Raw genomic sequence first — 18,118 nt, 5'->3', positions numbered from 1 at the left:
TATGAGCCTCCGGGTGCGTATCTGGTGCCGCTCCCGCGTTGCTCACGTGATGCGGCCGGCCCGGGCCATCTCCGCCTCGATCGTGCTGACAGGGCTGTGGCCGTAGCTGAGCAACGTGTCGTAAAACTCCAGCGTGGTTCCGGTCCAACGGGCACGCAGGGCGCGGATCGCTTCCACGCCGGCCCAGTACATCAGACGGCTGCCTGGAAACATCGAGTTGCGGACCAGCTCGTTATGCACCCGTGCCGGAGCGAAGCCTGCCTCGTCGCGGTAGAAACGCTCGGCCTCCTGCTGGCTCCACAGGCCGCAATGCAGGCGTATATCCACCAGGACGCTGGCTGCATTACGCCGCTCGTACTGCTTCAGGGCTAGCCGCTCGGCATCGCTGTAGAAGCCCGGCGCTTCCATCAGCAGGTCCTCGGCGTAACAGGCCCATCCCTCGACCGCCATGCCGCCGGACAGCAGCGCAATGCCGCTGGCGCAGTCGGTACCGGCGATGCGCGCAAGCAGACTGTCGGCTGCCCGGGCGCGGGTATTGTGCGTATGATGACCGATGCTGCCGTGATGCACCGCATGGATCAGCTTGATGGTGGCGTGGTTCTGTTGCCGCAGATAGGCGTCCAGGTCGGGCCCGCGGGGCGTCACCCAATATACGCTGCCGGCGCCCGGACGCATCGCCGGCGGCGACCGGTACGACAGGAAATAGAGATCCTCGGCGACGCCCAGCATCGCCTCGGGGAGCAGGCGATAATCAAGACCGTATTGGGTCGCCGGCGTCACCAGGCCTCGCGCCGCGTCAAGGGCAGCCGCGTTCGACTGCCGGTAGCAGGCCATCACGCCGTCCGCGTCGGGATGCAGCGCCGCCAGCTCGTCGAGGACATCCTGGCAGCGTCGGCCATGGAAACTCCGTGCCGCATCGGCCTCGAGTTCGTCGCCCAGCCGGTCGAACGCCGCCTGTGCCGCCGCCGCCAGCGCCTCCGGGCCCTGTTCCAGGCCGTGCAGGGCCGCCATGATCTGTGCCAGCCGCGTACGTCCGGCAGCCGGGTCGGCATCTCCGAGGCTCGGCAGCATGTCGGCGAACGCCTCGAACGAGGCGGCGGCAGCCTTTGCGGGCAGCAGCCATTCGGACCGCCAGGCCGGATGCCGGGGCAGATCCGCGGTCAGGAAGCGGCTCATCGCGCGGCACTCGCGGGCCGCCCGATCGCACCAGCCGACGGGTGCGGCACCCGCCTCCCGAAGCCGCTGACGTCCGTCTGCAAGGAAATCTGGCAAGGCAAGAAGCCGCGCGGCGAATGCAGCCAGATCGATTGGGGCCGACTGCGGCAGCAGCAGCCCGATCAGCGCGAACGCCGCCTCGCCGGTGAACCAAGCGGGGTTGTTGCAGCGTGGCCGGCCATCAAGGGCTGCGTCCGCACAGGCGAGCTCGCCGACGACGATGCGCTTGTCGATGCGATGGCCCGGGCTATCCTCGGGTGCGTCCTGCAGGCCAACGCGTAGCCGGGCGATGCCGCGCCGCTCGTCGGCAGCCACGCTGCTGTCTGCGCGTGGCAGCAGATGGTCATAACCGCCGATCCCCATAAAGCTCGCATCGACCGGATGGAAGGCGAGATGGTGGTCGAGAAACGCCTGTCCCAGGCCATCTGGACCGCTCATCACGAGGTCGCCGGAAGATCGACCCAGCGCCGCTCGAAATGCGCCTGCACGATCGCGTCGACGATCTCCTGGCTTTTTGCTCCGTCGAAGAACGTGCATTCCTCGGGGCGATCATCGAGGATCTCATCGACGAAATGCCGGATCAGGTTGCGGTAATACAACTCCGGCCAGCGGGTATGCAGATCGGCACCTGGCGGCAGATGCTCGGGGCCGAGCACGACTGACCTGAACTCGACCTCATCCGCAGTGGCAGCATGCAGGGTTTCGGCAATACCGAACTCGGAGATTAGCCGGGCGACCGCAGCACCCTTGGAGCCATAAACGCGGATCTCGACACCCGGATAATTGCCTACGGCGATATAGCTTGATTGCAGCAGCCCTTGCGTGCCGTTGGCATACTCGACCAGCGCCACGGTGCCATCCTCGACCGGGATCGCCTGCCGCCCAACCATGCCGCGCACCAGGCGCTCCGGCACGAAATTACGCATGCTTGACGCCACGGACCCGAACTCGCCGCCGAGCCAGCGCATTAGATCGACCAGATGCGAGCCGTATCCGACGATCGATGACGGGATCAGCCGATCGCGTGGCGCATCCGGGGATAACTGTCGCAACGGATAATCCGGATCGAGAAATTGCGAGTTCTGCTCGAAGCCATGAATATGGAAAATCGTTCCGAGCGTCCCGTCATCGATCCAGCGCTTGATCTGGCGGATCGCCGGCGAATAACGGAAGGTGAAGCCGAGCTTCGTACGCACGCCGCGGGCGGAAGCTGCGGCGGCAGCCTCGAATGCCGGTCCGGCCGATGTCGCCAGCGGTTTTTCCGACAGCACATGGCGCCCAGCGGCGATCGCATCTAGACTGAGCGGCAAGTGCGTATGGGTCGGCGTGCAGACATCGACTGCCTGCACTGCAGGATCGGCGAGCATTGCGTGATGATCGTGATACACGCGGGCGATGTTGAACCGTGCCGCCATCGCTGCCGCGCGTTCCGGCACGACATCGCAGATCGCGGCCAGATGCACGCGCTCATTCGCCGCATAGGCCGGCAGATGCGCCTTTTCCGCCCAGTCGTGCGCGCCGATGACGCCGACGCCCAGGCGCTGTATCCCGGTCATGGCAGCGCCCTGCCGATTTCGGCAGCGTAAGCCTCAAGCTCGTCGTAGTTCTGCAGGCCGAGCGGGCGGGTGCCGTTCTCGATCTCGTAGATCATGCTGCACATCTTGTCGTTCAGGCGGGTGTCGGCGCCGACTTGGCGACCGTACTCGACCAGCTTGCCGTTGGAGGCGCGGACCTCGGACGGGCGGTTGCGGTAGACAATATCCCACCAGATCCCGGACCCCTTCTTCTTGAAGGCATATTTGGTGTTCTGGTCTTTTTTAAGCAGCCAGATCGCGTGGTTGATGTTGGCGAGCAGCCGGCGCGTGTCATCCGGCGCCTGCGGGCGGTAATTGGCCGGGTCGAAGAAGTCGAACGCCTCGACGACGATGCCGTTGGCGTCGGCAATCTCAAGCGCCTCGCGCACGATCGCACCGGCTATGCGGGCATAGCGTTCGACCCCGAGCGTCTCTCGGATCGGCGCATCGACCAGGGCCGAAAAAACCACTTGCGCGGAATAAACCTCCTTCGCCCAGATCTGGCCCCAGATATTGGCCGAGAGCTGCACTTCCGTCAGCGCCGATAGCTGGGCTGCCAGCAACTGCAGCCGATCGCTCATCGAGCCATCCATCTCGCCGAGCTGGATCGCGCCTTCATGCACGAACTCGATCCGGCCGGGGTCGAGCAGCGCGCCGCCATAGTTCGGGATCGAGCCGATCACCTGCGTGATGCCCGCCAGCCCGTACGTTACCAGCAGCTCCGCGATGTCCGGCTCGTTGAAGCCGTTCTGGGCCGAGACGATAAAGCTGTCCGGGGTGAGTAGCGGCAGAATCTGCGTGATCGCCTCGAGTGTGTGCTGTGACTTGGTTGCCACCAGCACACCACCGATGGGACCGCCCAGCGCCTCCGGCGTGCTGGCCCTCACCGGGATCGTCATCGGCCCGCGCACCCCGTCGATGATCAGACCATGCTGGTTCATCGCCTCGACATGCTCCGCCCAGCGATCGACCAGCACCACGTCGTGCCCGGCCTGCGTCATGAACGCCCCGGCGAGGCCACCGATCGCACCGGCGCCAAGCACCACCAGCCTGGCGGGCGAAGACGGAGCAGGATCGGCCATCAGGCGACGCCCGGCTGGAACAGCGCCAGGCTTTGCGGCGAATGCGCATTGGCATAAAGATATTCGATGAACTTCGGCATCGCCTCGGCCGGAGTACGCTCGCGCACCTGCCTGACCGCCACCGCGCCGGTCCAGTACGACGAGATGAACGGACCGCGGAACGGGTGTGCCGCCATGCGCAGCCGCCCCTGCACCCAGGGCTCCTGGCCGGCTGCAATCTCGCGCAGATAGTTGGCGACGGCGTCCGGCTCCCAGCCGTCCGCCATCATGTACCAGGCGGCACTGGTCTGCACCGCACTGCGCAGCCGTCGCAGCTCGATGTGGATCATGTCGTCCTCGTCCTCGAGCCAGTCGATCAGCGCCACGCCATCATCGGCGATGCCCTCCTGGACACAGCCGAGCACCGAGTTCGCGGTGCAGAGCAGCACTTCCGGCTGCGCCCGTCCCTGGTCGACGCGTGCCCGTGTATACAGCAGCTGTGTCGCGTGGCCCGGAAAGACCTCGTGCGCCACCAGATGTTTCAGCGAGGCGCGCGTGAAACCATTATCGACATTCAGGTCCATGAGCCCGTCGTTGAAGCTGCAGCGCGCCGTGTAGGGGACATCGCGCACCGGGTTCAACGCCATCGTGAAGTCACCGCAATCGAAGATCCTTTCCGCAGTGCGACGCCTGCCCTCGGCCATCAATTCCCCGTAGGTGCCTTCGATCCGCGTAGGCTCGAGGAAGTTCGAGGACTCCCACTCCGCGATCCGCTGCGACAACTCGCCGCGCACGATGCCGCGTCGCTGCAGCAGCGTGTCGAGGGTGTCGCGCAGGCCGTCGATGATCGCCGGTTGGACCGGACCGGTCTGCCCGCCGACAAGATCGCGAACCTTGACCTCGAACGAGGGACTCGATCCGGCGAATAGCCGCAAGGCAATCTTCAGAGATCGGATCATTGCCGTTGCGAACAGCTGACGATGCGGCGGGATGATCGACGGCAAGCGCTGCTGCAGTTCGTTGAGATCGTCCTCAACCGCCCACCAATTCTCGTAGTGGCGCGGACCGACGATGTCATTGCCAAGGTAGATCGGAACCAATCCTTCGGTATCGAGCAGGCCGGCCTCGCGATTGATCCGTCGCTCGAAGTCGTCGATCCCCATCGTGATGGCGGCGAGGTCGGCACCGAAGGATGCATTCGACGCCGATGCAGAACTGGTCATGAAAAGCCTGTCTCCGATGGCGATGGGAGTCTTCGGTTTAGGTATGGTGCGATTTTTGCAAGCCCTCGCCTACTCAAGGCTATAGGTTCGAACGCGGCGTGCAAGCGCACTTTGGTCCTGCCTTCATGCGACAAAGGAATGTATCGGATGCGCCGACGCCTGCTGCCGTCACTCAGTGCCCTGCGGACGTTCGAGGCGGTCGCCCGATATGAGAGCTTCACGCTTGCTGGGGCAGAGTTGAACGTGACCCAGAGTGCTGCCAGCCGTCAGGTGCGGGCACTCGAGGATTATCTCGAGCTGGCCTTGTTCAATCGGACCAGCCGGCGGAGCGAACTGACCACCAGCGGCCGTTATTACTTCAATCTGATTCGTGAAGCTCTCGATAAAATCGAGGCCGGGACCAACGAGCTGATCGCGACACGCAAGGGCGGAGGCACCCTGACGATCGGTGTGCTGCCTACCTTCGGTACCCGCTGGCTGATTCCGCGCCTTCGTTTGTTTCGCGCCCGGCACCCCGAGATCCTGCTCAACATCATCAGCACCGATGGCGAGCTTGCCGTCGACATGCCGAAACTCGACGTGGCGATCCAGTTCGGCAGCGGCAGCTGGCCCGACACCGTCGCCGAACCGCTTCTCGCGGAGGAAATCCTGATTGCCTGCGCGCCGGAACTGCTGCAGGCGGGATCGCCGCTGCGCTTGGTCAGTGACCTCACCGCGTATCCGCTGCTCCAGCACACGACCCGCCCGCATGCCTGGTCGCACTGGTTCCACGCGGTCGGCTTTGCCGAGGAGGATGCGAATTGGGGGGCAAGTTTCGAGCATTTCTTCATGCTGATCCAGGCGGCCCAGTCTGGGCTTGGCATCGCGCTGCTGCCGCGCATCCTGATTGAGGAGGAACTGGCGCGCGGCGTATTGGTGGCACCTCTTGCCTACCGCGTCGCCGGGCCAGGCGCCTATTACCTGGTCACCCCGAAGGCAAAACAGGATGTTGCCCGAGTACTGCTGTTCCGCCGCTGGCTGCTCGGGGAAGTGGCGCGTCTGCCTTCGGATGAGGCGCTTTCACCGGTGGCAACGGTCCAGTCAATGGCTCCGGCTGTCCAGCGCGTCGCGCAGCCCGTCGCCGAGGAAATTGACGGAGAGCACGGTCGCGAAGATCAAAATCCCCGGCGGCAGCGCCATCCAGGCCGCGGTGCCGATCCACGGCGTCGCTGCATTGAGCATGTTGCCCCAGGTCGGGATCGGCGGCTGCACACCGAAGCCCAGGAATGACAGCGCGGACTCCAGCATGATCGCGTTGCCGACCGCCAGCGTCGCCGAAACGATGATCGGTCCGGAGGCATTCGGCAGGATATGGCGCAGCATCAGGCGGAGCGACGTGGCACCAAGGGCCCGCGCCGCATCCACGTAATCGAGCGTCCGTAGCGACAGGAACTGGCTCCGCACGAGTCTCGCTGCTCCCATCCAGGTAAGGCCGCCGATCACCAGCACCAGCAGCGGAACGTCCGGCCTGAACAGGCCGGACAGCAGCAGCACCAGTGGCAGCAGCGGGATCGACAGCACGACGTCGGTGAGGCGCATCAGCAGCTGGTCGATGTGCCGGCCGTGGAAGCCGGCCAGGCCGCCGACCAGTGTGCCGAGAAACGTTGACACCACCGCACTGGCGATGCCGACAGCGAGCGAGATGCGGCCGCCAAACAGCAGGCGCATCAGCAGATCCCGCCCGAGCTCGTCGGTGCCGAGCCAGTGCGCCCGGCTGGGTGGCGCCGGCTGCCCGATCAGGGTCAGGTCCTGGCCGTCGAACGAATACGGCGAGAGCATCGGCCCGACCAGCACTAGCACCGCCAGGCTGCAGAGAAACAGCAGCGCGATGCCGGCCGGGCGATGCTCGAGCAGGCGCTGCAGCATGCGACGGGAGCGTCCGATCGTGCGGCTGTCCGGCGGCGATAGCGGTTCGGTTGTGAGGTCCATGGCGATCAGCCGAACCTGATCCGCGGATCGATAACGGCGTAGGCGATGTCGGCCGCGAGATTGGCCAGCACCAGCGCCAGCGAGCCTGTCATCATCAGTCCCATCAGCACCGGATAGTCCCGGCCATCCATGCTCTCGATGAACAGCCGGCCGATCCCCGGCCAGGCGAACACCGTCTCGGTGATGACCGCACCTGAAATGATGCTCGCGATGTCGAGCGCCATCACCGTCACCATCGGGACCAGTGCATTGCGGAGTGCATGGTGCAGCAGCATGCCGGCGGTGGTCTGGCCCTTGGCATACGCGGTGCGGATGTAGTCCTGGCGCAGCACGTCCAGCAGGCTCGAGCGCAGGAAGCGGCTCCAGCCGGCAGCGGTCGCCAGCGACAGCACGCAGGCCGGCATCGCCAGATGGGCCAGTCGATCACCCAGCGAGGCATCGCCGAACGTCGTGTAGCCGGCCGCGGGCAGCCACCCCAGCAGGATGCTGAACAGCAGCTGCAGCATCAGCGCCAGCCAGAATACCGGGATCGAGATGCCAGAGAATGATAGGAGTGTCAGGAGGTGGTCGAGCCGGCTGGAACGGTGCAGCGCCGTCAGCACGCCTACCGGCAGCGCCAGCGACAGCGCCAGCACCATCGCGGAGCCGCCAAGCAGCAGCGTCGCCGGCAGCCGATCGGCGATCTCGGCCAGCACCGGTCGTCCGGTCCGGATCGAGAATCCCCAGTCGCCGATCACCATTGAGCGCAGCCACATCAGGTATTGCAGCGGCACCGGCCGATCCAGGCCATAGGCACGCCGGATATGCTCGAGTGCCGCCGGCGTCACCGACGGGTTGTCGGTGTACATGTCGAGCGGCCCGCCCGGCGCCAGATGGATAATCGCGAACAGGATCAGCGAGATCGCCAGTAGCAGCGGGATCGCGCCTAGCAGCTGGCGCAGCAGGTAGGCGGGGCTCACGGCGCGCGGCCGCCGGATAGGGTGGCCGTCATCGAGGCGGGGGCCAGCCACCAGCTCGCCGCACCGACGAAATCGGTCATGTTGGTCGGGTTCGGCACATAGCCGCGCAGGCGGTCGGACCGTGCATTGACCGAGACCGTGCTGAGCAGCGGGATCGTCGGCAGGTCGCGCGCTAGGATCGCCTGCATCGCCGCCGCATCCTGGCGCCGCGGCTCCGGGTGCATCTCGGTTTCCAGACGCCGCATCGCCTCGTCAAGCTCCGGGCTCGCATACCCCTGGCCGTTATTTGGGCCATGCGTACCGTAGAACACGCTGTAGACGGGGTCCGCCGCGGTGACCCAGCGGCCATACAAGAGGTCGTAGGCGCCGCGGTAGCGCGCCTGGCGAAAACTGATGCCGGACTTGTTGTCGGCGGACAACCGAATGCCGATCGCCCGCAACTCGGCGATGATGATCTGCTCGGCGATCTCGTCGTCGATCTGGCCGGTCTGCGCGGTGATACTGAACGACAGACGTTGGCCATCCCGCGCACGGATGCCGTCCGGGCCGCGTGCGTAACCGGCATCGTCGAGCAGCCGGTTAGCCTGCGCCGGATCGTAGGCCAGCACCGGCACCATCGGGTCGTAGAGATCGGTCAGGGTAGGCACCACCACCGAGCGGATCGGCAGAGGAAAGCCCCCGGCCGCGCGCACCAGGATGCGTCGGTCGATCGCCTGTGCAATGGCCCGGCGCACTGTTGGATCGCGCAGGGCCGGCGGTCCCTTGAAGCTGAAATCGAGATGTTCCCAGCCCAGTGACGGACCGCGCACGATCTCGATGCCGCGGGTGCCCTGCAGCTGCTTGGCCAGCATGTAGGGGATCAGCGGCGCCAGGCCGATCTCGCCCGCGCGGATCAGCGTCCCGAGCGTGTTGGAGTCGGGCACGATCCGGAACACGATGCGATCCAGATACGGCAGCTGCCGGCCCTCGGAATCGTGCTGCCAGTAGTGCGGGTTACGGTCCAGCGCTACATATTCGCCGCGCCGGAACTCACGCACCATGAACGGACCTGTGCCGATCGGGCGGGTGTTGTACGGGTCGTGGTTGAGGTCGTGGCCCAGCAGCAAATGACGCGGCAGGATGCCGAAGGTGAACAGCGTCGATGCGAAGGCGGCCGAGCTGTGGCGGTAATTCACCACCACTGTCAGATCGTCGGGCGTATCGATCCCCTCGATATCCTCGCTGCCATCCTTGGATTCTGCGAGGAACGCCGGGTCGCGTACCGCCTCCCAGGTGAACTTCACGTCGGCCGCGGTAAACGGCGCCCCGTCCTGCCAGCAAACGCCGGCGCGAAGGTGGTAGGTGACATGCATGCGGCCATCGGGGTCGAGCACGATGCCGCCATTGCCGATCGTCGGCACCGTGGTGGCGAGCACCGGCCGATATCTGGCTTGCGAGTCCGGGGCCACCAGCCCTTCCACGACCGCGGCCTCGACATCGCCAAGGAAGCCCGTGGCGTAAACGTTCAGCGTGTCGAGATCATAGGAGAGCGCGACTGTCAGTGTGCCGCCAGGGTGTACTGCCTCGGCAGCGCAACGGGTCGCCAGGAGCGGCGACAACATCAACACCCATGACAGGTGCCAAAGAGTCAGGGACGCCACCGGCCTGCGCCGCGGCCCGCTAGTAGCCGCGCGCCCGGTCCACGACATGGCGTAGCGCCAACCCGGACTCGAAGCCGCGGATGTTCTGCGTGATCGAGGCGACGGCCGTCGCGGGATGCGTGGGTGCTGCGACATGCGGCGACAGATAGACCCCCGGATGGCTCCAGAACGGGTGCTCGGATGGCAATGGCTCTGTGCGGAACACGTCGAGCACCGCGGCCCGGAGATGGCCTTCATCGAGCAGCGCGATGACCGCCTCGTCGACCACGTGCCGCCCACGGCCGCCATTGATCAGCACCGCACCCGGTGCCAGGCGTCGCAGCAGCGCCGCATCGAGCAGGGTCTCGGTCTCGGGCGTCAACGGCAGCAGATTGATCAGGAAGTCCGCGTTGTCGACAGATGCGGCCAGGCCATCCGGTCCGCGGAACGAGTCGACACCCGGGATCATCGTGCCGCCACGGCTCCAGGTCCTGGTGATGAAACCGAGCGAGGCAAGCTGCTCCGCCACCGGGCGTCCAAGATGGCCGGCACCCAACACGCACACCGTCCGCTCGAACGCTAACTTTTCCTGCAGCGGCGCCCAGCGTTGTTCGAGTTGCACAGCCCGGTAGTGGAAAAGGTTGCGGTGCCAGGCCAGCGTTTCCGCGATGACCCATTCCAGCATGCCGGCCGCAAGCCCGTCATCGACCATCCGAACCAGCGGCATATCGTCCGGGACCTCGCCGCTCTCGAGTAGCGCCTCGATCCCGGCATTGACGCTGAACAACGCGTCAAGCCGGCCGAGTGCTGCGATCGCACCCGCCGGCGGCTTGCCCACCACGGCATAGGAAAGCGGACCGTCGGCTGCCGAGGCGTCGGTCACCACCGCGTGCTCCGGCAGGCCTAGCTTCAGGAGCCGCACCCAGTCGTCGGCGTGCGCACGGAGCATGACAAGGATCGTTTTCATCAACCAATGCTGGCACACTCTTGCGCAGGTGCAACAACAAAAAACTTATGCCGATCGACCGTCGCCGTCATCCCACGCGTCCGTCATTCCAGAAACTCATGCGTACGGGACAACTTACGACATTGCCGGCACGGCGAGGAGTTCGTAAAGCCGGTATTGTCCCGAGGCTGATGCCACGGGCTTCCTTGTCCAGCGGGCATGCATGTTTGATCCGTCGTATTATATGCGAAATCCGGGGCCGAAAGAATCAGTCAGGGGAAAACGCGCAGTCTGCAGTTCGGACAATGCGATCGTTACTGAAACAGTTCTTGCAACCCTTGCGGCCGGCGGCAATGCGGCCGACGCGGCGATTGCCGGGGCGATGGTGCAGGCGGCCGTCGAGCCGTTCATGACAAATCATACCGGTACCGTGAGCCTGCTCTACCGGGCGGCGGCGACCGGCCGGTATCACCAGTTGCACAGTGCCGGCACCTTTCCGCCGCATCTGCCGCCGTTCAGGCCGACGCGGAAAACCGACAGCGGTCTCGGCCGGATGCCGCCTTCCGCGTGTATTCCGGGTTTCATGCCGGGGCTGCAGGCAATTCACCAGCGCTTCGGAACACTGCCCTGGGCGGATCTGTGTCAGGACGCGATCCGCTGGGCCGAGACGGGCCACCCGGTCTCGAGCTTCGAATACGGTGCATTGCTGGGCGAACTCGACTTCACGACCTACTTCCCGGAAGGGCGGCGCTTCTACATGCCGGGCGGCCATATGCCGACGGTCGGCACCCTGTTCGGCAACGCCGCGATGGCAGACACGCTGCGCCATGTTGCGGACGAGGGCCCGGGCTACATGATCGAGGGCGGCTGGGCCGCCGCGTTCGTGGCCACCGCCAACCGCATGGGTTGGCCGATCTCGATGGCCGACATGAGCGCCAACCCGCCGCGCTGGATCGAGCCGCTCCGTTTTGCGCATGGCCGGTTCGAGATCGTCGGCCTGTCGGCGCCTGAGCAGCAGGGCGTGTTCCTGTCGATGACCCTGGGCATTCTGGATCATCTCGGCCTGCGGAGCATGGAGCATGGTTCAGCGGAGCATCTGTTCGCGATGGGCCACGCACTGCGGCTCGGCCTGTACTTTTGCGGTTTCCTGGGTGATCCTGCCGTCGGACCATACGACACCGATCAGCTCCGCGACGGCGATTTCCACCGGGCATTGGCCCGCCTGATCCGAGGCATGCGACCGGCGCACGACCTTGCGAACCACGTGCGGCTCACCGAGAGTGCGTCGTTCCGCAGCGACGGCCACGGTCTGCCGGGCATTCCGTCATGCGAGATCCAGTCCAGGCAGCCCTCGGGAAGCTGCGAGTTGAGCATCGTCGACGCCGATGGTAACTGGCTGCAGATGATGAACACGCTCCAGTCGGGCGGCATCCCTGGGATGGTCGTCGACGGCATCCCGATGATCGGCTCGCATGCGACCTTTGCTGGCGTGAGCGGACATTTCGATATCAAGCTGGTGGAAGGTGCGAGGCTGCGCAGCATCGTCGGCCACAGCTTCATCCTCAAGGAGGGCGCACCGCTCTACGGCCTTGGCACGCCTGGCAACGTCTATTGCACGGTGCCGCAGGTGGTCAGCAATCTCCTGGATTTCGGCCTGTCCGTCGAGGCGGCGATCGAGGCACCGCGGATCCTGCCGCTCGGCGAGGATAACCGCCTGATCATCGAGGATCGGGTCAGTGCAGCCACGGTGCAGGGTCTGGCACGGATGGGTGTCGGTATGTCGGCGATGCCGGCCTATGACTGGCACATGGGCTCGTTCCAGATGTGCTTCCGCGACGATGCCGGATTTCTAGGTGCGGCAGCCGACCCGCGACGGTGCGGTGTCGCCGACGGTCTCAACTGACCGTCAGGCCAACCCAAAACGATCAGAGAAAGGATTTCGATGTCGGCGTTTCACATGGCGTTCCGGATCGACGAGATCGAGAGTACGCGGCAGTTCTATGGCGAGCTGCTGCAATGCAGCCAGGGCCGGGAAAGCGCCACATGGATCGATTTTGATTTCTTCGGCAACCAGATCTCGGCGCATCTGGGAGCGCGGCCCGACTGGAAGCTCGAGACGATGGTCGACGACACCGCGGTGCCGCTCAACCATTTCGGGGCCGTCATCAGCTGGAGTGAGTGGGAGCGACTGCATCAGCGCCTACAGGTCGCGGGCGTTCCGTTCATCCTGGAACCACAGGTGCGGTTCGTCGGCATGCCGGGTGAACAGGCGACCTTCTTCGTCAGCGATCCGTCCGGCAATGCGCTCGAGTTCAAGGCATACCGGCACGAGGATGCAGTCTTCAAACGCTGAACCCGGCGCCACTCGAACGATTTCATCAATTGGATGCTCGGTCGCGGGACGGGGGTTGTTGTAAGCATTACGCCACGGAATACTGCTCGATCAGCTTTCGACCATTAAGCGTACGTTGGTCCGGTTCTTCAACAAGCCTCGAGAACACGCTAGCAGCCTACGCCGGCTCGCTAGCCTATCTTTCGCCCTTGCAGGTTCTCGCTCCAGACCGGAATATTGGCTAATCGGCCTGTCCCAGACGCCTATCACACCTGATAACGTCCTTTATCAGGGGTGATGGAGGGCAGTAGGAGGGAAGGAGCCTCTCGGATCGCAGTCGGCTACCAGCTTGATTATTTTTCACGTTGAAGCAGAATCATATGTGAATTTTCCAGCTCGGCCAGAAAGCTGTGTTGGGGACTTCTGGTCGCCACCACAGCGTGGTCAGCGCCCTTCCTGGGTCTCGCCATCAGCAAGATGGAGTGGCACATGGCAGTAAGCGTCACGTTCAAGGTGCAAGGTGAGGCGCAGAACGGTGCTGCGGGCCCTGGAAGGGGTGTGCTGATCCACGCAGATGGCTGGGGCCTATGGTTTCTGATGCAGTGGACGAGAGTACCGTTCAGGAGGGGCTCGCTGCCCCTCCCCCGCACCAACTCGAGCGTGCTGCAAATCTAAAACTCAGTTGAGCACGGCTGAGCTCAATTCAGGACCGAAGGCCTGGTATGGCCCGACGATCACTTGGATTATTCATTCCTGAGCTAGGGTTCGGACCCATAAAGGGGATTCCCAAGAGCCTGGGCCTGTGATTCGCTTCGCCTTCTGATGGAGGCATAGGCATGGCGGGCGAGTTCTGGCTGAACGAGCGGCAGTGGAAGCGGCTTCAGCGGTTGCTGCCACGTAAATCCCGAGGCATCCCGCGGGTGGACGACCGGCGGGTGATCAGCGGGATCGTGCACGTCATGAAGTCCGGTGGCCGATGGGTGGACGCTCCGGCGATCTATGGGCCACGCAAGACGCTCTACAACCGCTTCGTTCGATGGGGTGCCGCTGGCATCTGGCAGAAGCTGTTCCAGGAACTGGCGGCAGCAGGTGGTCCTCCGGCCGAACTCCTGCTCGACAGCACGCACGTCAAGGCACACCGCTGCGCCGCTGGCGGAAAAGGGGGCGGCAAAACCAGGCGATCGGTATCAGCCGAGGCGGACCCACCACCAAAATCCATGCCCTGACAGATGGATTGGGCCGCCCGGTGGCGTTCTCGTTCACCGGCGCCCAGGCCGCAGACTGCCGGGCGGCCGAGGTGCTGCTGCAGGACCTGCCGCGCAAGGCTCTGGTCATGGCGGACCGCGCCTACGACACCAACGCCGTCCGCCAGCAGATCGAGACGCAGGGTGCGGTGCCCAACATTCCGCCCAGAAGCACACGTATCTGGAAGAGCTGCTTCAGCCCGGTGCTCTACCGTGGTCGCAACGCCATCGAGCGCATGTTTTGTCGCCTGAAAGACTACCGCCGCATCGCCACCCGCTACGACAAACTCGCCACCAACTTCGCCAGCGCCGTCTATCTCGCCGCCGCCGTCAGCTATTGGTTATGAGTCCGGACCCTAGCTGTTTGGTTGCGGAACATTGTTGGGATCCGGTAGGGTTGGCGATCCAGGACTATGCCTACAGGTTTAACCGCCTTGCCGCTGTAGCCGGACACAGGTGACGCATGCCGCAGATCCATCCGCAAGCCCGTACCACACCCGCCACCCGTATCGAGATCGCCCGATCCACGGAGCCGAGTAGCACTGTAGCCAGGCGCTACGGCATCAGCGCCGAAACGGTACGCAAGTGGCGCAAGCGAGGTGCCGCTGACTGCCTTGATCACTCAGCGCGCCCGCACCGACTTCCCTGGAAGGCGACTGATGAAGAGCGTGCAATCGTCTGCACCCTGCGACGTGAAACCAACTTTCCTCTGGATGACCTGACTTTCGCCGTCTGCCACTTCCTGCCACACCTCAATCGCGACAGTATCTGGCGTATCCTCAAGGCAGCCGGTCTCAATCGCAGACCTAAGCCCTCCTCCGAACAGCCCACCAAAGGCCAGGGAACGTTCCGTGAATACGACCTTGGCTTCGTGCATATCGACATCAAGCATCTGCCAAAGCTGCAGACAGCTAATGCCGAAAGACGCAAGCGGTATCTCTACGTGGCTATCGATCGATGCTCACGCTCGGTCCACCTTGCCGTCAAGGACGACGAAACCGAAAAGAGCGCCATTGCCTTCCTCCGCGAGGCGGCCGCTGCCTTTCCATTCCCGCTCACCCACGTGCTGACCGATAACGGCAGCTGCTTCACGCCGGCCTTCGCAAAGGTATGCGCAAGCCTGGGCGCGCACTATCGCCATACCAAGCCGCGAACCCCACAAACCAATGGCATGGTGGAGCGCTTCAACGGCCGCATTAGCAGCGAGGTATTGGGCATCAACATCTACTCGCATCGTGCTCTCGAGCAGGTTCTCCGCGGCTTCAACGTCGCCTACAACGCGCGCCGCCAGCGGGTCCTCGCTGCCAGAACACCAAACCAGGTCGTGCAGGAACGACTGGCTTCTATCTGTTCAACCGATCATCGCGAGGCAAACACCAGAGCAGGTCCATGCGACCTCACCAAGGCTCGACTGATCGTAGAAGCCGCCAAGGAGGTCTCACAACCAGACAGCTAGCACTACTTTGGCAGATTAGGTTTGCCGGGGTGGACAAGGAGTTTCTCACAGTACGGGCATCGCCTGGGTGGAGATCGTGCGAAGAGGTCGAGGATAGCTTGTCTGATGGCTGGCATGCTCGGTTGTGGCGGTGGTCCCCCGATTCTTTTTTTTCCGTCCCGCTGCGCTGAGGCGGCGGGATTGGAGGAAGGCGTAGGCGATCATGGTCATCAAGGCGTGTCGGTGTAACCCGGTCCAGGATCGACCTTCGAAGTGATCGAGGCCAAGCTCCTCCTTGAGTTGCTGATGCGCCTGCTCGCAAATCCATCTGGCTTTGATTGTGGCGGCAAGTGTCTTGATGCTCACATCGGCCGGTAGGTTCGACACATAGTATTTTTGTTCGCCAGTCGATCGGCGTTCGCCGACGAGCCAAACCTCATCGCCCGGCATACATTGCATCCGGTTGTCGAGCATGCGGTGCTTGTGCCCATCTGCAACGCGAACACGACGGGCCGCAAACAGGCATGTCAGCCGACCTTTGGTGCCGCGCCGCCAACTGACCCTCTGCCATTTCTCTTTGGCCAGCAGTGCTTCAGCAGCAACCGGGGGCTGACTCGGGACATGGTATTGGCGGGGTTTGCCGGTCTTCGCGACGGGGAAGATCAGAGCGACGTCGGCGGGATAGACATTCTGGCGTCGCGACAAACCGACCGCCCACAGCAGGCGGCGCTCGCTCAAAGCCTGACGAAAAGGGCCGCTGGAGCCATACCCTGAATCGGCAAGCACACAATGGAAACGCACACCGGAGGCGACGATGCGGTCGATCTCCTCAATGGCAATCTCCGGCTTCGTCAGAGCCGTCCGTCTATCTTTCGGCACGCCAGCCCGCGCCATGCGCTCCGGATCACCGGTCCAGCTCTCGGGCAGGAATAGCCGCAGTCCCACCATCACCGGCACCTCGCGCGACGCCAACGTTACCGAGACCAGCGACTGGCAGTTGGCAGTCTTTCCGAGCGAGGAGGCATACTGAGGGGCCACGCCAACCGAGTGGCATCCCTTCTTCGGCAACGCCGTGTCATCGATGACAAGAAAACCCGCCTTGTCGCCAACCAGGTCATCGGCCTTTTTCAGCAGGGCCGCCTCAAGTGGAGCACTGTCCCAAGCGCCGACGGCAACGAAGTGATGAAGCTGATCGTAGCCGACTTCGTCAGCACGTGCCGCCATCGGTTGGACGCTTTTGCGGTCTCCTGGACCAATCAGCCCGGCGATATAGGCGGGACACATCCGCGCCCTCGTCTTATGCCTAAGCGCGGTGATAAACGGCGACAGCCAGCAATCCAAATCCGTGCGCCAGTCCACGTTCATCGGTCAGCCTTCCAAAAGCCGACCTCCATGAATCATGCAAACTCGCTTCTGGGAATCCTCAAACTCGCCCACAACAAAAGAATCTGCCAAAGTAGTGCTAGGTGTCTGGTTGTGAGACCTCCTTGGCGGCTTCTACGATCAGTCGAGCCTTGGTGAGGTCGCATGGACCTGCTCTGGTGTTTGCCTCGCGATGATCGGTTGAACAGATAGAAGCCAGTCGTTCCTGCACGACCTGGTTTGGTGTTCTGGCAGCGAGGACCCGCTGGCGGCGCGCGTTGTAGGCGACGTTGAAGCCGCGGAGAACCTGCTCGAGAGCACGATGCGAGTAGATGTTGATGCCCAATACCTCGCTGCTAATGCGGCCGTTGAAGCGCTCCACCATGCCATTGGTTTGTGGGGTTCGCGGCTTGGTATGGCGATAGTGCGCGCCCAGGCTTGCGCATACCTTTGCGAAGGCCGGCGTGAAGCAGCTGCCGTTATCGGTCAGCACGTGGGTGAGCGGGAATGGAAAGGCAGCGGCCGCCTCGCGGAGGAAGGCAATGGCGCTCTTTTCGGTTTCGTCGTCCTTGACGGCAAGGTGGACCGAGCGTGAGCATCGATCGATAGCCACGTAGAGATACCGCTTGCGTCTTTCGGCATTAGCTGTCTGCAGCTTTGGCAGATGCTTGATGTCGATATGCACGAAGCCAAGGTCGTATTCACGGAACGTTCCCTGGCCTTTGGTGGGCTGTTCGGAGGAGGGCTTAGGTCTGCGATTGAGACCGGCTGCCTTGAGGATACGCCAGATACTGTCGCGATTGAGGTGTGGCAGGAAGTGGCAGACGGCGAAAGTCAGGTCATCCAGAGGAAAGTTGGTTTCACGTCGCAGGGTGCAGACGATTGCACGCTCTTCATCAGTCGCCTTCCAGGGAAGTCGGTGCGGGCGCGCTGAGTGATCAAGGCAGTCAGCGGCACCTCGCTTGCGCCACTTGCGTACCGTTTCGGCGCTGATGCCGTAGCGCCTGGCTACAGTGCTACTCGGCTCCGTGGATCGGGCGATCTCGATACGGGTGGCGGGTGTGGTACGGGCTTGCGGATGGATCTGCGGCATGCGTCACCTGTGTCCGGCTACAGCGGCAAGGCGGTTAAACCTGTAGGCATAGTCCTGGATCGCCAACCCTACCGGATCCCAACAATG

14 protein-coding genes and 1 pseudogene are annotated in these 18,118 nt (G+C 63.8%); 5 read left to right on the top strand and 10 right to left on the bottom strand.

The window, feature by feature from the left end; all coding sequences use genetic code 11:
- Window positions 1-42 precede the first annotated feature (42 nt).
- The 4 genes from HN018_RS22665 to HN018_RS22650 are packed head-to-tail and all read right to left on the bottom strand — an operon-like array spanning window position 43 to window position 5,073.
- Window positions 43-1,653, bottom strand: coding sequence for a DUF885 family protein (locus tag HN018_RS22665; RefSeq protein WP_171837680.1), 1,611 nt, complete (start codon window positions 1,651-1,653; stop codon window positions 43-45).
- Complete coding sequence (locus HN018_RS22660; protein ID WP_171837681.1) at window positions 1,653-2,771, bottom strand: Gfo/Idh/MocA family protein; 1,119 nt, start codon at window positions 2,769-2,771, stop codon at window positions 1,653-1,655. Before HN018_RS22660 ends, HN018_RS22665 begins: the two co-directional genes overlap by 1 nt.
- Window positions 2,768-3,871 (bottom strand): ketopantoate reductase family protein, encoded by a 1,104-nt coding sequence (locus HN018_RS22655; protein WP_171837682.1) that lies wholly within the window; start codon window positions 3,869-3,871, stop codon window positions 2,768-2,770. Before HN018_RS22655 ends, HN018_RS22660 begins: the two co-directional genes overlap by 4 nt.
- Complete coding sequence (locus HN018_RS22650) at window positions 3,871-5,073, bottom strand: DUF885 domain-containing protein (RefSeq protein ID WP_239479405.1); 1,203 nt, start codon at window positions 5,071-5,073, stop codon at window positions 3,871-3,873. The genes HN018_RS22655 and HN018_RS22650 overlap by 1 nt, the downstream gene beginning before the upstream one ends.
- A gap of 138 nt (window positions 5,074-5,211) precedes the next feature.
- Here HN018_RS22650 and HN018_RS28795 point away from each other — a divergent pair.
- Window positions 5,212-6,051 (top strand): annotated as a pseudogene (locus HN018_RS28795) (LysR substrate-binding domain-containing protein); the annotation flags it as partial.
- A 102-nt stretch (window positions 6,052-6,153) separates the two neighbouring features.
- Here HN018_RS28795 and HN018_RS22645 read toward each other — a convergent pair.
- From HN018_RS22645 to HN018_RS22630, 4 genes are read right to left on the bottom strand one after another with little or no spacing between them, the layout of a single operon-like run.
- A complete protein-coding gene (locus HN018_RS22645) occupies window positions 6,154-7,041 on the bottom strand; it encodes an ABC transporter permease (RefSeq protein ID WP_171837683.1) in 888 nt (295 codons plus the stop codon).
- Window positions 7,042-7,046: 5 nt separating this feature from the next.
- Window positions 7,047-8,000, bottom strand: coding sequence for an ABC transporter permease (locus HN018_RS22640; RefSeq protein ID WP_171837684.1), 954 nt, complete (start codon window positions 7,998-8,000; stop codon window positions 7,047-7,049).
- Window positions 7,997-9,640 carry a peptide ABC transporter substrate-binding protein gene (locus HN018_RS22635; protein WP_239479404.1) on the bottom strand — a complete coding sequence of 548 codons (1,644 nt, stop codon included), beginning with the start codon at window positions 9,638-9,640 and terminating at the stop codon, window positions 7,997-7,999. The genes HN018_RS22640 and HN018_RS22635 overlap by 4 nt, the downstream gene beginning before the upstream one ends.
- Window positions 9,641-9,659: 19 nt before the next feature.
- Complete coding sequence (locus HN018_RS22630; protein WP_171837685.1) at window positions 9,660-10,586, bottom strand: 2-hydroxyacid dehydrogenase; 927 nt, start codon at window positions 10,584-10,586, stop codon at window positions 9,660-9,662.
- A gap of 202 nt (window positions 10,587-10,788) precedes the next feature.
- On the opposite strand from HN018_RS22630, the gene HN018_RS22625 reads away from it, so the two are divergent.
- From HN018_RS22625 to HN018_RS22610, 4 genes are all read left to right on the top strand, one after another.
- Entirely contained in the window at window positions 10,789-12,468 is a 1,680-nt protein-coding gene (locus HN018_RS22625) for a gamma-glutamyltransferase (protein ID WP_338034038.1), read from the top strand.
- Between the two features lie 39 nt (window positions 12,469-12,507).
- Window positions 12,508-12,918, top strand: a complete 411-nt coding sequence (locus HN018_RS22620) for a VOC family protein (protein WP_171837687.1) — start codon at window positions 12,508-12,510, stop codon at window positions 12,916-12,918.
- 815 nt (window positions 12,919-13,733) lie between these two features.
- Window positions 13,734-14,488 (top strand): IS5 family transposase gene (locus tag HN018_RS22615; protein WP_171837688.1). Its coding sequence is split into 2 segments (ribosomal slippage): window positions 13,734-14,067 and window positions 14,067-14,488, totalling 756 coding nucleotides; the frame shifts between segments, so codons are not numbered across the junction.
- A gap of 116 nt (window positions 14,489-14,604) precedes the next feature.
- Window positions 14,605-15,597, top strand: coding sequence for an IS481 family transposase (locus tag HN018_RS22610; RefSeq protein WP_172443544.1), 993 nt, complete (start codon window positions 14,605-14,607; stop codon window positions 15,595-15,597).
- Between the two features lie 45 nt (window positions 15,598-15,642).
- Here HN018_RS22610 and HN018_RS22605 read toward each other — a convergent pair whose 3' ends face one another.
- Together HN018_RS22605 and HN018_RS22600 are read right to left on the bottom strand one after the other, a co-directional pair.
- On the bottom strand, window positions 15,643-16,941 hold the full coding sequence (locus tag HN018_RS22605; RefSeq protein WP_172443543.1) for an IS701 family transposase: 1,299 nt from the start codon (window positions 16,939-16,941) through the stop codon (window positions 15,643-15,645).
- A gap of 97 nt (window positions 16,942-17,038) precedes the next feature.
- On the bottom strand, window positions 17,039-18,031 hold the full coding sequence (locus tag HN018_RS22600; RefSeq protein ID WP_172443529.1) for an IS481 family transposase: 993 nt from the start codon (window positions 18,029-18,031) through the stop codon (window positions 17,039-17,041).
- Between the last annotated feature and the right edge of the window lie 87 nt (window positions 18,032-18,118).

This window comes from Lichenicola cladoniae, from assembly GCF_013201075.1.
Taxonomy (GTDB): domain Bacteria; phylum Pseudomonadota; class Alphaproteobacteria; order Acetobacterales; family Acetobacteraceae; genus Lichenicola; species Lichenicola cladoniae.
This window is presented reverse-complemented; position numbering and strand designations above follow the sequence as displayed.